The 14,052-nt window shown below is 55.1% G+C and carries 11 protein-coding genes and 1 riboswitch; of the genes, 4 read left to right on the forward strand and 7 right to left on the reverse strand.

Annotation, left to right across the window (positions count from 1 at the left end):
* Positions 1-146: 146 nt before the first annotated feature.
* The 3 genes from cobN to cobU all read right to left on the reverse strand — a co-directional run bounded on the left by cobN (position 147) and on the right by cobU (position 5,621).
* A complete protein-coding gene (gene cobN / locus SIB88_RS01140; protein WP_412559114.1) occupies positions 147-3,926 on the reverse strand; it encodes a cobaltochelatase subunit CobN in 3,780 nt (1,259 codons plus the stop codon).
* A gap of 92 nt (positions 3,927-4,018) precedes the next feature.
* Positions 4,019-5,059 (reverse strand): cobalamin biosynthesis protein CobW, encoded by a 1,041-nt coding sequence (cobW, locus tag SIB88_RS01145; RefSeq protein WP_412559115.1) that lies wholly within the window; start codon positions 5,057-5,059, stop codon positions 4,019-4,021.
* A gap of 34 nt (positions 5,060-5,093) precedes the next feature.
* Complete coding sequence (cobU, locus tag SIB88_RS01150) at positions 5,094-5,621, reverse strand: bifunctional adenosylcobinamide kinase/adenosylcobinamide-phosphate guanylyltransferase (protein ID WP_412559116.1); 528 nt, start codon at positions 5,619-5,621, stop codon at positions 5,094-5,096.
* A gap of 54 nt (positions 5,622-5,675) precedes the next feature.
* Positions 5,676-5,866: riboswitch (cobalamin riboswitch) on the reverse strand.
* Between the two features lie 239 nt (positions 5,867-6,105).
* On the opposite strand from cobU, the gene SIB88_RS01155 reads away from it, so the two are divergent.
* Entirely contained in the window at positions 6,106-6,780 is a 675-nt protein-coding gene (locus tag SIB88_RS01155) for a hypothetical protein (protein WP_101246804.1), read from the forward strand.
* 104 nt (positions 6,781-6,884) lie between these two features.
* On the opposite strand, the gene SIB88_RS01160 is transcribed toward SIB88_RS01155, so the two are convergent.
* Positions 6,885-7,499 (reverse strand): histidine phosphatase family protein, encoded by a 615-nt coding sequence (locus tag SIB88_RS01160; protein ID WP_412559117.1) that lies wholly within the window; start codon positions 7,497-7,499, stop codon positions 6,885-6,887.
* A gap of 69 nt (positions 7,500-7,568) precedes the next feature.
* On the reverse strand, positions 7,569-8,384 hold the full coding sequence (gene cobS / locus SIB88_RS01165) for an adenosylcobinamide-GDP ribazoletransferase (protein ID WP_412559118.1): 816 nt from the start codon (positions 8,382-8,384) through the stop codon (positions 7,569-7,571).
* Between the two features lie 268 nt (positions 8,385-8,652).
* On the opposite strand from cobS, the gene cobT reads away from it, so the two are divergent.
* On the forward strand, positions 8,653-9,687 hold the full coding sequence (cobT, locus tag SIB88_RS01170; protein WP_412559119.1) for a nicotinate-nucleotide--dimethylbenzimidazole phosphoribosyltransferase: 1,035 nt from the start codon (positions 8,653-8,655) through the stop codon (positions 9,685-9,687).
* 77 nt (positions 9,688-9,764) lie between these two features.
* Here cobT and SIB88_RS01175 read toward each other — a convergent pair whose 3' ends face one another.
* Entirely contained in the window at positions 9,765-10,994 is a 1,230-nt protein-coding gene (locus SIB88_RS01175) for a hypothetical protein (RefSeq protein WP_101246801.1), read from the reverse strand.
* 336 nt (positions 10,995-11,330) lie between these two features.
* Between SIB88_RS01175 and SIB88_RS01180 the strand changes: the two genes are divergently transcribed.
* Complete coding sequence (locus tag SIB88_RS01180; protein ID WP_101246800.1) at positions 11,331-11,915, forward strand: D-sedoheptulose 7-phosphate isomerase; 585 nt, start codon at positions 11,331-11,333, stop codon at positions 11,913-11,915.
* A 56-nt stretch (positions 11,916-11,971) separates the two neighbouring features.
* The gene (rfaE1, locus tag SIB88_RS01185; RefSeq protein ID WP_412559120.1) at positions 11,972-13,444 is read left to right on the forward strand and encodes a D-glycero-beta-D-manno-heptose-7-phosphate kinase; all 1,473 of its coding nucleotides are present in this window, start codon (positions 11,972-11,974) and stop codon (positions 13,442-13,444) included.
* Positions 13,445-13,460: 16 nt separating this feature from the next.
* On the opposite strand, the gene SIB88_RS01190 is transcribed toward rfaE1, so the two are convergent.
* Positions 13,461-14,030 carry a nucleotidyltransferase family protein gene (locus SIB88_RS01190; protein WP_412559121.1) on the reverse strand — a complete coding sequence of 190 codons (570 nt, stop codon included), beginning with the start codon at positions 14,028-14,030 and terminating at the stop codon, positions 13,461-13,463.
* Between the last annotated feature and the right edge of the window lie 22 nt (positions 14,031-14,052).

The raw sequence follows: 14,052 nt of genomic DNA on the forward strand, positions 1-14,052 counted from the left end.
CAGGTGATCCAACAGGGGTGCCCCGTCCCTCACAACTTATTAACAGTTGGTTAATTGAGATATGGTGCGAAAACGAAACGTTTCAACTGCCCGTCTTGTTCCGGTGGTAAAATTCTTGTGAATCAAAGGACACGGCAAGAAGTGCGTCACGCCCGATCAAGAAGGTCGGATGAAACGCTGTTGCGGCGCGGCTGCCAAAGCCCGCGTTCAATTGCCTCGCGCAGGCGATCGCGAATATCACGCAGCGCATCGGGGTTATGGGCTTCGATAAAATCACGAACCTTGGGATCATCAAGATAGGCATCATAGACCAAGTCAAAGTGATGATCGGCCACACAGCGTGCAGTCGCGGCAAAGGCAAACAGATAATCCACCGTTGCCGCCATCTCGAACGCCCCCTTATAGCCATGGCGCATCACCCCATTGATCCATTTGGGATTGACCACACGCGCCCGGACCACACGGGCGATTTCTTCTTCAAGCGTGCGGATTTTGGGACTTTCGGGGCGGGAATGGTCGCTGTGGTAAACCGTCGGCTGCTTGCCTGACAGGTTCCGTACCGCCGATGTCATTCCGCCTTCGAACTGATAATAATCGTCAGAATCCAACAGGTCATGTTCACGGTTATCCTGATTATGGATAATCGCATCGACATTGGATAACCGGGTTTCAAACAGCTTGCGCGCAGCAACACCTTCGGCCCCGTTGCCATAGGCGTAGCTTCCCCATGCCAGATAAGCATCGGCAAGATCGGCTTCGTTTTCCCAAAGCTTTTCGTCAATCATTGCCTGCAAGCCCGCACCATAGGCGCCGGGTTTTGATCCAAACACGCGGAATGCGGCCTGCTGGCGGGCCTGATCGGCTGTCATGCCCTGATCCCTGAGCTTTACGGTTTCACGGGCAATGCGCGCGGCAATCGGATTGATGTCTTCGGGTTCGTCTGTTTGATCCGCGACCGCCCGGACCGCACTGTCAAACAGGTCAATCAGGCCCGGAAAGGCATCGCGGAAGAAACCCGAAATGCGCAAGGTCACATCAACCCGCGGACGGCCCAGAAGCGATGCAGGCATGATTTCAAACCCGGTCACCCGGCGCGACGCACTGTCCCAGGTCGGACGCACCCCCATAAGCGCCAAGGCCTGGGCAATGTCGTCACCGCCCGTGCGCATGTTGCTTGTTCCCCAGACCGAAAGACCCAGCGCACTTGGCCATTCACCATGATCCTGAACATGGCGTTCCAACAACAATTCGGCCGATTTCCAACCCAACTGCCAGGCCGCAGGCGTCGGCACTGTACGGGTATCGACCGAATAGAAATTGCGCCCAGTCGGCAACACATCGGGTCGCCCACGGGTGGGTGCACCCGACGGTCCGGGTTCGACAAATTTGCCGGCAAGTCCCCGCAGAATGCCGGAAATCTCGGCCGGACCACAACCGGTTACGGCCGGGCGAATATTTGTTTCGATATCGGAAATAACATCCCTAACTGCACCCCATGACGGATCAACCGTGACGGTGCCATTGACCAGAGCCCGCGCCAGAAGCTCGATCCGTTCCACCGTATCGCCGGTTGTCCGCCACGGGCCAATATCGCTGTCATCCTTTGTGCCATAGGCAGCAAGGATATCGGGTTTGGCACCGGGCCAAAATTCAGCAAAGGCGCAATCAAGGGGATCAAATTCCGGGTCGGCCAGGATATCCTTGGCAATTGCGCGATGCAGGGATGCCTTCGGCCCGTGATCAGCACCACGTGGCAAGCGGGCCAGCGCGACCAGAAGATCGGTCAAAAGATCGCCTTCTGGTGCCTTGCCAAAGATATGAAGACCATCGCGGATCTGAAGTTCCTTAAGCTCGCACAGATAGTTATCAAGCTTTGCCAAGGCGCTTTCTTCGTCCTCATCCGCCTCGATCCCGCAATCACGATCAAGACCAATGCGAATGGCCAGCTCAAGAATGTCGCGTTTCAGGATCGTCAAACGGCGCGGATCGACCGCAGCAGCATCATAATATTCATCGACCAATGCTTCGAGATCTTTGAGCGGCCCGTAACTTTCCGCGCGAGTCAGGGGCGGGGTCAGATGGTCAAGAATGACCGCCTGGGCACGGCGTTTGGCCTGTGTGCCTTCGCCCGGGTCATTGACGATAAAGGGATAGAAATGCGGGGTCGGGCCAAAGACTGCTTCGGGGAAGCAATCCTCGGAGAGTGCCAGTGACTTGCCCGGCAACCATTCCATATTGCCATGTTTGCCAAAATGAATGATCGCATCGACGCCAAACACATGCCGCAGCCAGATGTAAAAGGCGAAATAGTTGTGCGGCGGCACCAGATCGGGCGAGTGATAGCTTTCAAGCGGATCAATGTTGTAGCCACGCGCGGGCTGCAAGCCCACGACCACATTGCCCATCGGCAGGATCGACAGGGCAAAGCTTTCCTGATCGGGCAGATAAAACGGATCGGTTTGGGGATCACCCCAGGCCTCGATCACCTGGCTTCGGATCGATTTGGGCAGCGCGGCAAAGGCGGTTTGATAATCCGCCAGGGACAGCGTTACCCGTATCTCACGCGTGGCAAGGGACTTGAAATCGTTGGTCGGCCCGGCCTTGATCGCGGCAATCAGGGCATCGCCGTCTGCCGGCAAATCGGTGATGGCGTATCCGTCTTCAAGCATGGCGCGCAGGGTTTCGATCATGCCAGCCGGCGTATCAAGCCCGACACCATTGCCCAGACGGGCATCCTTGTTGGGATAGTTGGCCATGACCATGGCGATCTTGCGATCTGACGGGGCAGATTTGCGCAACCTGATCCAGTTGGCGGCAAGTTTTGCGGTGAAATCGACCCGATCGCGCACCGGGATATATTTGACGAGATCGATCTGGGTCAGGTCATCCTTACCCGCCGATCCCTTGAACGAAACGGCCCGGGCCAGAATACGACCATCGACCTCGGGCAAGGCGACATTCATCGCGATATCACGGGCGGCAAGCCCGTTTACACCATCGCGCCATGCATCTTCGCTGCCACCGGACAAGACCACCTGAAAGACCGGCGCATCAACGGCATCAAACGGCCCGTCATATCGTTCCGATCCCGGAACGGAAAGCGCAAACCCGGTCGTATTCAAAATCAGATCGGCATTCGTTTCCGCAAGCCAGTCTCCGACCAGCGCACTTGCCACCGGGTCCTTGAGGCTGGCGACAAAAATCGGCAACGGATTGAGATGGTTGTCGCACAATGCAGCAACCAGCGCATCTATGACGTCAAGATTTCCCGCCTGGACAAGTGATCGATAAAAAATGATCGGGGTGACCGGCTGATCGGTTTTCCAGTTTGATCTGATATCATCAAGACCGGCCTGTGACATGCCCGGCCAATATCCGCCAGCCTTGACCAACGGAGCGGCTGGCGACCAGTTCCACCGCACATCTGCGTTCAGTTTTTCATAGATCAGACGCAGCAAATTTTCGGCATTTTGCGGGCCACCTTCGATCAGGTAGCGCCAGATATGCTGATATTCAGCACCCTTGACGGTGGATAGCGACAGAAGTTCGGCATCGGGTTGATCATCACCGGGCAACAGCACCATCGGGATATCACGCGACCGCGCCAAGGCGACCAGCTGCTCGACACCATATTCCCAATAACCGCGCCCGCCCAAGATCCGCACGATGATGAATTTGGCATCACAAAGCACATCATCGACATAAAGATCGACCGACATATTGTGACCAAGCTGCAAAAGACTGGCCAAACGCAAAGACGGAACATCATCACCAAACGCATCCGCCAGACGTGCCTGTGCCCCGGCAAGGCAGGCAAGCTCGGACTCGGCCGCAGACAGGATGACGACATCGCCCGGTTCCTGACCAAGATCGACCGCTTCGCTGCCATCGGTGACCATGCCGGGCTGTGCTGCCAAAAGATGCATTTGAAATTCCGTCTGTTCTGTCGTCAAAAGCACCGATACCGGACGCAAAACATCCGGTATCGGTCATATGGTTTTATGTGTGCCCAATGGGCTTAGGCTGCCTTGATTGCGGCCTCGATCGCGGCACGGTCCATACCATGCAAGCCGATCACCACCAGTTCGGAACGGCGGTTTTCCTTATCGGCCCAGGGACGGTCAAAGTAACGCTGGAAACGTTCGCCGACCCCTTGAACCACATGGCGCATCGGTTTGCCCGGAACATCAAGGAAACCCTTGATGCGCAGAACATCATATTGACGCACGATGTCGATCAGGCGTTTTTCAAGGACCGCCGGATCATTGACCGCATCAAATGAGACAACAAAACTTTCAAAATCATCATGATCATGTTCATGACCATCATCATGATGGCTCGGGCGGCTATCGAGGTCATCCTCGGCCGCAGCACCAAGGCCCAGCAAAATGGCGTTTTCAACACGGGAATGCTCGGTCGCGATGATTTTGACCGACGGCTTTTTAAGTTCAGCGCGGATATCGGCTTCGACCTTGGTGCGTTCTTCGTCGGTCAGAAGGTCGGTCTTGTTCAGAACCACCATATCGGCGCAATGAAGCTGTTCTTCAAACAGTTCTTCAAGCGGGCTTTCATGATCAAGGTTTTCATCAGCCTCGCGCTGGGCCTGAACCGCATGATGGTCATGGGCAAACAGCCCGTCGCGCAATGCCGCACCATCAAGAACCGCGACAACCCCGTCGACAGTCACGCGCGACCGTACTTCGGGCCAGTTGAACGCCTTGACCAACGGCTTGGGCAGGGCCAGCCCGGATGTTTCGATTACGATATGATCAGGCGGCGTATCGCGATCAATCAGGCCACGAATCGTTGGCAGAAAATCATCCGCAACCGTACAGCAGATACATCCGTTTGCCAGTTCAACCACATCATCCTCGGCACAGCCTTCGATACCGCACCCGTTGATGATGCCGCGATCAACGCCCAGATCGCCAAATTCATTGATGATCAGGGCAATGCGTTTGCCATTGGCATTTTCCAGCATGTTGCGGATCATGGTTGTCTTGCCGGCCCCCAAAAAGCCGGTAATGACGGTTGCCGGGATTTTACCCAATTGTGCCATTTTCAAATTCCTTGAAATTCAATCATTTAAATTGTCATTTGACCTGCATCGGAATGCCGGCAACGACAAGCGTCACCCGTTCAACCAATGCGGCAATACGTTGATGGAGACGTCCGGCATGATCGCGAAAAGCGCGCGCCATTGCATTTTCCGGTACAATCCCGAAACCGACTTCGTTTGATACCAGCAACACCGGAATACCCAGCCCAGGCAAGTGATCACAAAGCCGGTCGATTTCAGCATCAATATCGCGATCTTCAAGCATCAGGTTGGTCAGCCACAAGGTCAGGCAATCGACCAGAACCGGTTTGCCGTCCGGCTGATTGCAGGTGTCGAGTGCACCGCAAAGATCAAGCGGTTCCTCGATCGTTTGCCAAAGATCGCCACGCGATTGTTTATGAAGGTCGATGCGGTTGACCATTTCATCATCCCATGCCCGACCGGTCGCGATATATATGCCGCCGCCAGCCGCATTGATGATGTTTTCGGCGAACCGGCTTTTGCCAGATCGCGCACCGCCAAGAATCAGATGTGTCCCGCAAGGCGGGTCAGTCCGGGTCATATTCTATTCCTCGCCATGGCCTCCCACCGAGGCCCGATTGCGTCGCCATCATTTGAGATGATGACACCATTCGGCTGGTTTCCTGGCTGCGGGCATGAAAGCAATCCGCCTTCCCGGTTTCCCGGTGGCTGGTGAATGGCAATACATCCACCCGGATCACCCAACCCGATACAGTTGCGGGGGCAGCATCGGCATCGCACCGATTTCCCATCACCGAACGGTGCGCCGAACCTAACAGGTTTGCCCTTGAACCCAAAGGGCATTCTCTGTCCGAACGGGTCAGCTAACCGGAAGGTCAGTATTTGTAAGAATTGCCTGCTTGAGGCCGGCCCTCCTTTAAGGGAACATAATATTATCAAGCTGGAATTAGAGTGGTAACAAATCACCTTCCAGCAAGATCACCGGGACAAAAAACATCAAAACCGGTGGGCCGCATAATTGCGGCACCAAACTCTTGGGGTTAACTGGAATTTTGCAAAATCAGATGGCAGTTTCTGCACAACTATCGAAAATCCGAAATCCGAACACACCAACCTGGACCACATCCTCGCGCAAGGATATGTGGCTTGGTCTGCTTGAACGCCTGAATTCCGACAATCGGGCCTTTCAGACGTTTCTGGAAGAATATGCGACCGGTGCGGACATTACATTGTCGCGCCGCGATGTGCGCAGCATCTTTGCTCTTGATGCTTCCAAAGGGGTGATCGGCACCATCATCTGGTCCCATGCGCGTGGCATCCGCGTCAATGCGCTGTCGCTGCTCGTGCGTGATCTGCCGACGCTCATCACGTTGATGTCGATTTCGGATTTCGGCCAGGAAGAATTGAACGAATTGCTTTCCCAGCCGGGGATATCGGTCCCCACCGCCAGCAAAATGCTGTCAGCCTGTGGAAAGACCTATCGCAAGATGCCCGCAGCCATCATTGATGACAACGTCATCCAGGCGATTGAGAATACGGCTCTTTGTGAAGATTTCCCGCATGTCGCCAAATTGCGCAACAAGTCACGCAGCCGCCCGCTGCCCTATTACGAAGCCTATTTGAAAGACGTGACTGCGATCTGCGAAAAGCATGACATTACCGCAGATATGCTTGATCGCTATCTTGCTGAACATGCACTTGAAGATCTTCCCTTGAATTCCGAGCTGCAAACGGCCTGATTGCCGCGGACAGGGCGGTCTATGGCACGGAAATGGTCACGACATCCACATCCTGACGGCATCGTTCCACAGCGGGTCGATGCCGTTTTTATTTTCTGTCAAAATCATCCGAAGCTTTGATTGACCGCGGTCACACGCCAGCCGGGCTGATCCACACCGTCAATATATTCCAGTCTGGTCAGACTTAGCGTATCGATATGGAATGACAATGCCGCTTCAAGTGACAGTCCCAGCGCATTGGCCATGATCGCGCGGATGGTACCGCCATGGACCACTGCAACAATGTCACGGCCCGCCCAGTAGCTGGTGGCGTGGGTGAAAACCGGACCGACCCGCTCGACCATATCGGCAAAGCTTTCACCATTTGGCGGCTGCTGTCGGGCGAAATCGGTCCAGAATTGTGTGGTTTCGCCTTTCGGAAGGTCGTTCCAGCGCTGAAGCTCCCAGGCCCCGAAATGTTGCTCGGCAAAGCCGCTTTCGCGGGTCGGGGTGATGTCCTCGTCGATCAGTTCCTGAAGCTTGAGCGCGGTATCAAGCGTCCGTGACAGATGGCTGGTCATCCAGACCGCATCGCGGGGCAAGTGCCGCGCCACCGCACGCAGTTTTTTTTCATCAGACAGATCAACCTGCATGTCACTTCGGCCATAGACCAGACGTTCCGGGTTTTGCACCGGCGCATGACGCACCAGCCACCAGCGCGTTGTCTTGATTTTGGTCATGCTTTCCCCGGTTTGTTCGGACATTGGCAGTCAATCATGGTCGTTTTGAGCGATCAGCAAAGTTCCTGGCTATGCCATTACGGCAATGAATCCGATACCGGCAAACAGTTCGGCACAGATTTGGGTTGCCCCCAACACATCACCGGTCTGGCCACCGATTTGTGATCTGGCAACCATTGCGACGATCAGGATCGCGATCATCACACCGACGATTACCGCAAACATCGCACCGATACCGCCCAATACCAGAACAATGGCGCTGGCAATGGCAAACCCGACCAGAACCGGAAGCCATCCGGGCCGCCCGGCCCCTTTGCCCAGTCCGTTATCCCGCGCTGGCGGCAATATGCGCATAACAACCGGCATTGCCGCACGGGAAATAACCGCCATGATCAGAAACAGGATACCGGCCTGTCCGATATCCGCCGCAGCCGTAATCAGAACCAGCCGCAAACCCAGCGTCAAAATCAGCATGACAACCGCATAGGTCCCGACAGTGCTGTCGCGCATGATTTCAAGTTTGCGGTCGCGGTCCATCCCGCCGCCAAAGCCGTCAGCACAGTCGGCAATGCCGTCTTCGTGCATCGCGCCGCTCAGCAATACCATCGCTGCAATGGCAAAGATCGCATAGACAAGGGGGTTTCCCGTCAGAAAATCGACAAGCATCGCCGGCAGCAATGCCAGGCCCGCCAGAACCAGCCCGACAAGTGGCCAGCACCAGACAGATCGCGCGATCAGAGCCGCCCGGAAATCACCAACCGGGGGCAACGGCACCCGGCTGAGCAATGCCATGGCACGCCAGAAATCGGATAAAACCGACGCATCAACAGACGTTTTATCCGCATCATCATGCGGATCACCTGTCGGTGTATCTGTGCTTTGCATGTTTGTTTCGTTTTGGTTATGATCTTCGGACACCATGAAATTCCGATTTTCGAACTGGCAATCTGTTGCGCATAGGCCTAGTTTGGGGCCGATTTTATTGGGGTTCTTCAGTCCACCGCGAAACCGAAGCCATCCCGGATCCGGGACCGGCAGACCGTTGGCCGATACTGAAACACACCAATTGATTGGTTTCTGACCCTAATCCTTACCATTCCAGAAGCCAAGCGGAACACGCTTTTTGACGATTTGCCGCCAGCCGGAGACCACAATGTTCAATCCCAAGCACCCGCCCCAAAGCCTTGATGAAATTCGCAGTCTTCTGGCCGATTTGCCGGCCGTTGACGCAGAGGCACAGGCTGCTGTTGCCAACCGTGAGCCGACCCTGACCAAACCGGCCGGGTCACTTGGCCGTCTCGAAGATTTCAGTCTTTGGCTGGCAGGCTGGCAGGGAACATCACGCCCGCGGATGTCTCGGCCCCGCGTCACTGTCTTTGCCGGCAGTCATGGCGTTGTGGCACAGGGCGTGTCTGCATTTCCGCCAAGCGTAAACCAGCAAATGGTAGAGAATTTCATCAATGGCGGGGCTGCCATCAACCAGATTTGCAAATCGGTGGATGCGGAACTCCGCGTGATGGAAGTCGCACTTGAAATCCCGACCAACGATTTCAGTCAGGAACCGGCGATGGATGATGAGGGCTGTGCAGAAGCCATGGCCTTTGGCATGAGCGCGATTGAAAAGGGCCTTGATCTTTTTGTGCCAGGCGAAATGGGCATCGGCAACACCACCGCCGCAGCGGCAATTGCCCATGCACTTTATGGCGGCAATCCCGGGGACTGGACCGGGCGGGGAACCGGTATTGATGACGCGACCCTGACACTCAAGACCCGGGTGGTTGGCGATGCCATCATCTTGCATAAAAACCAGATGCATGACGGGCTTGATGTCTTGCGCTGTGTTGGTGGGCGCGAAATTGCCGCCATGGCCGGGGCGATTATTGCTGCGCGCTATTCACGGGTGCCGGTATTGCTTGACGGATATGTTTCCTGTGCGGCGGCGGCGGTTCTGGCCGCCATGCGAGCTGATGCACTTGATCACTGTCTTGTCGGCCATGTTTCAGCAGAGCCGGGGCATATTCGCCTGCTTGAAAAGCTTGGCAAAAAGGCATTGATCGATTTCGGCATGCGCCTTGGCGAGGGGTCGGGTGCAGCATTGGCGATCCCGCTGCTGCGCTCGGCTGCTGAATGCCATAACGGCATGGCGACATTTGAAAAAGCCGGCATTGACGGCAAGGAACAGGCTTAAGCGGCCAAATTGCTTTTCATCGAAGCTTTCAGACAACCATCACAGCGTCGGGCATCACACCGTCGGGAAGCCCGGCGCTATTTTTTTGTCCGCTCGCTCATCAATTGTTCAACGTGGCGACCCTGGAACATGGTGATGTTGATCGAATGGCCGAATTTGATCGCGCGTTCATCGTCGCAACGGCACAGAATCACACGTGTATCACCTGATTCCGCGACTGCTGCGCGCATGGCTTCGCGATGGGCATCATCCATGCTTTCCATATCCGGATCCCAGATCATCTTGATCATATCAACGCCCAGCTTGTTGCGGTTGATATAGGGCAGGGAAAGATGGCTGATACCGTCAATGCAAATGCGATAGCCTCGGTCACGGCAAAAATCGCGGGCAAAGAAGAAAGCACCCAGATCGGCAAAGATATCAATCTTTTGCAGTTCAAGAACGATGGTGCCCCGCTGACCGGCTTTGACATTGCTGTCAAAAGTCAGGAAATCGGGTGACAGCAAGGTCGACACATTAAGATTGATACTGACAGACCCGGTCACGGACGCATCGTTTGACCGGGTCAAAAGCGACAGCATCCGCCGATCAAGAATTTCCGTCAGATGCTGAAACAGCCAGCGGTTCGACAGAACATTGACATCGGGCAGAAGTGTTTCCTGCAAATCCTTGATTGAAATGAACAATTCATGGAAAACCGGTGTCGGGTTGGCATCCCCGACCACCGCACAGATCGCCTGGCGGCGCATCAGGTTTGACAAGTCGGCACGGCGCAGCGATTCATCAATCCGGCCCAGAATTTTCGGGGTCAGCGGGGCGCGATCATCCCCGTAATCGGGATGATCGTTATGGCGCTCGGCCGCCTTGCTGACCACCCGGGGGCGGTTGGCATTGGCACGCACCAGCATCTGAGTCAGATGCAGGAAGTCCTTATATTGCTGCCCGACATCGTAAAAGTCGGTGAAGCTTGCCGGCGCACCGCTTTCATCCTTGCCGTCACTGATCAGCGGATCATCGTTGAACAGGAATTTCAGACGAAAGATGACGGCATTGACCTCGTCAATCTCGGCTGCATCAAAAATGAAAATCAGGTCCTGATTGGACAGGGTAAAGATACGCCCGGTGACTTCCGGGGCGATTTCTTCAAAGGCAACGATCGCCGTGCGGATATGGTGGTCGCGACGGTTGAATGCCTGCAATTTCGAGAAATGCACATGGATAGCACCCACACCTTCCTTGCGCCGCTCAAGGCGTCGCACATAGTCGACCAGAAAGGCTTCGGGCGATGGAAGTGAGCTATCAGACATTAATGCAATAACCAGATTATTGTTTTACCGGAACCAACCCCGATACCAAGCCCGTTCCATAATAGAGCCTGTCGATTAACAGGTTATGTATTTATCATTCATACCTATTGAAACCAAACGTGAAAATCGGACAATTTCAGACATCGGGCAAAACAGATAAGTCGTAGCTTTCCGCCATCCAAGCTGCTAGTTTCAGCCCGATTTGACATGTCAGGTAAAAACATCAATCAACACATAGCGATGATGTAAAACCATTCCAGATTCTTGTTTGAACAAGGGACCCTGTTTAAACAGCCTGATCACAATACATGACCTACTGCGGGATTTCAGAGCGCAATGGATATCAAAGCCTTTTTCGATGCCGAGTTTGACGAGCATCTTGATCTGGTAAACAAAACACGCGAAGCCACCCGCGATGCGTTTGTCGAGCTTGTTGAAATTTGCACCGATGCGCTCAATGACGGTAACAAGCTTCTGTTTTTCGGAAATGGCGGATCAGCTGCGGATGCGCAACATATCGCCACCGAATTCACGGTTCGCTACATCCATGACCGTCGTGCACTGCCGGCGATTGCCCTGACCACAGACAGTTCTGCACTGACTGCGATCGGCAATGATTTCGGGTTTGACTACCTGTTTTCGCGCCAGATCGAAGCGCTTGGCAATCCTGATGATGTTGCGATCGGCATTTCGACATCGGGCAACAGCAAGAACGTCAATCTTGGTCTGGCCAAGGCCAAGGAAATGGGCCTGATTGCAACCGGCTGGACCGGCAAGACCGGTGGCGACATGGTCGATCTTTGCGATCCGCTGATGATTGTGCCCAGCAACACCACCGCCCGGATCCAGGAAATGCACATTCAGCTCGGTCAGATGCTTGTCGGTGCGCTTGAGCATACCCTTGGCCTGACTAAAAAATAATCGGCCAATAGGCTGCCAGAACACAATTTAGAACGACAGAACAAAGATACGAACAAATGACCGATCTCAGCCATCTGGCCCGACAGGTAGAACAACTGACCAACGCCAAGGTCCTGTGCATTGGTGATGTCATGCTTGATCGCTTTGTCTATGGGTCGGTCAATCGTATCTCGCCCGAAGCACCGATCCCGGTCATCCGGGTCGAACGCGAAAGTGCAATGCTTGGCGGGGCGGGCAATGTCGCGCGCAATGCCACCGCCCTAGGCGCATCGGTTCAGTTCCTGACACTTGTCGGAGATGATTTGCCGGGCCGCGAAGTCATGGAATATGTCGCCAATGACAAGGGGGTCGAGCCCTATATCCAGACCGAACGCAACCGGCCGACCACCATCAAAACCCGTTATATCGCAAGCGGCCAGCAATTGTTGCGATCTGATAACGAAACCACATCGGACATCACCCCGGCCACCATCAGCAACCTTTCCGCCCTCGCAGGCCAACTTGCACCGGATGTGGCGGCAATCATTCTGTCTGATTACGGCAAGGGCGTTTTGCATGCCGATGTGGTTGCCGCGGCGATCAATGCCGCGCGCAAGGCCGGAAAACCGGTCATTGTTGACCCCAAGGGCAGTGATTACACCATCTATCGCGGGGCAACCGTGGTAACCCCGAACCGCGCCGAAGCACAGGCAGCAACCGGGATTGCCGTCAATAGCGACGAAGAAGCGGTTGCGGCCGCCACCAAGATCATTACCGAATGCGGCATTGATAACGTTCTGCTGACGCGCAGCCAGGATGGCATGACCCTTGTCACCAAAGATGGCGAAGCCATCCACCTGCCGACCGAGGCCCGCGAAGTTTTTGACGTATCGGGGGCCGGTGATACCGTGGTGGCCTGCCTTGCATCCGCGGTTGCGGCGGGATCAAGCCTTGCCGATGCCGCGCGCATTGCCAATGTTGCGGCGGGCATTGTGGTTGGCAAAATCGGTACGGCCATTGTTTATCCAGACGAGCTGGTATCGGCCCTGCATCACCATGATCTGATGATTGGCGAAGCCAAACTGATGCCGCTTGATCGTATGGTGGATCGCGCAGAACGCTGGCGCCGCAAGGGCTATAAAGTCGGCTTTACCAATGGTTGTTTTGACCTTTTGCATCCGGGCCATCTCAGCCTCCTCAAACAGGCGCGCGCAAATTGTGACCGTCTGATTGTCGGCCTGAATTCCGATGCGTCGGTCAAACGGCTTAAAGGCGAAAGCCGCCCGGTCCAGTCCGAAGCCGCCCGCGCAGCCGTTCTCGGATCGCTTGAAACTGTAAGCGGTGTGGTGATTTTCGGTGAAGATACGCCGATCAATCTGATCGAAGCGATCAAGCCTGACATTGTTGTCAAAGGGGCTGATTACACCATCGACAAGGTGGTTGGGGCCGATATTGTGCAAAGCTATGGCGGCAAAGTGGTGCTGGCCAATCTGGAGGACGGTTTTTCGACCACCTCGACCATTGCACGGATGAATGAAGGCAATAGCTGACGTCCATTTTGATGGCTCAATCGTCGTCCATATCCGCATCGCCGCCCTTAGCCCACGGCATGACATCAAGATGCGGCCAGATGTTTTTCCATCTGGCAACTTTCGCAGCATAAACCGACGCGATGGGGAGCACCTTGTTCGGGATGACCTGGCCGTCAAGGGCAGCTTCAACCCCGAACGGCGCATAAAGTCGGTAATCGCCGTCAAGTTCCCTGCGAAGGCCGATCGCCGTAGTTTGATAGGCAAAGCGATCAATGCCGTCGCTTGCTGACTGAACCGCGCCATATTCCAGACCGAACTTTTGGCGATACCAGATCGGTACCCGGGCCTGGTTTCGAAGCTCGATCCGGATCGGGAGATCCGAAAACAGATGAGCGCATCTGGAAATCAAATGATCCTCGGCACCCCAACTTGTGTCGGGATCGAAATAAAAAAGATCATAATCCTCAATCCCGGTTTCAGGCGCCTTTCCGGCTTTGAGGTTCCAGATGGTCTGCGCCAGACACCCCGCCGTAAGCCACCAGTCGGTGAAGCCCAGCAATCGGGTACGGTCAAGGATTTCGGCATTAAAACGGTTTTGAAGCACGGCAGCCAAAAATTCCGGCCCC

The sequence above is a fragment of the Thalassospira sp. MIT121401 genome, from assembly GCF_047125595.1.
GTDB classification, from domain to species: Bacteria; Pseudomonadota; Alphaproteobacteria; order Rhodospirillales; family Thalassospiraceae; genus Thalassospira; species Thalassospira povalilytica.

What these genes read in the sequence shown, in the direction of transcription:
- cobN (WP_412559114.1), bottom strand. Translation starts at nt 3,926, where the DNA reads ATGCATCTTTTGGCAGCACAGCCCGGCATGGTCACCGATGGCAGCGAA.
- cobW (WP_412559115.1), bottom strand. Translation starts at nt 5,059, where the DNA reads ATGGCACAATTGGGTAAAATCCCGGCAACCGTCATTACCGGCTTTTTG.
- cobU (WP_412559116.1), bottom strand. Translation starts at nt 5,621, where the DNA reads ATGACCCGGACTGACCCGCCTTGCGGGACACATCTGATTCTTGGCGGT.
- SIB88_RS01155 (WP_101246804.1), top strand. Translation starts at nt 6,106, where the DNA reads ATGGCAGTTTCTGCACAACTATCGAAAATCCGAAATCCGAACACACCA.
- SIB88_RS01160 (WP_412559117.1), bottom strand. Translation starts at nt 7,499, where the DNA reads ATGACCAAAATCAAGACAACGCGCTGGTGGCTGGTGCGTCATGCGCCG.
- cobS (WP_412559118.1), bottom strand. Translation starts at nt 8,384, where the DNA reads ATGCAAAGCACAGATACACCGACAGGTGATCCGCATGATGATGCGGAT.
- cobT (WP_412559119.1), top strand. Translation starts at nt 8,653, where the DNA reads ATGTTCAATCCCAAGCACCCGCCCCAAAGCCTTGATGAAATTCGCAGT.
- SIB88_RS01175 (WP_101246801.1), bottom strand. Translation starts at nt 10,994, where the DNA reads ATGTCTGATAGCTCACTTCCATCGCCCGAAGCCTTTCTGGTCGACTAT.
- SIB88_RS01180 (WP_101246800.1), top strand. Translation starts at nt 11,331, where the DNA reads ATGGATATCAAAGCCTTTTTCGATGCCGAGTTTGACGAGCATCTTGAT.
- rfaE1 (WP_412559120.1), top strand. Translation starts at nt 11,972, where the DNA reads ATGACCGATCTCAGCCATCTGGCCCGACAGGTAGAACAACTGACCAAC.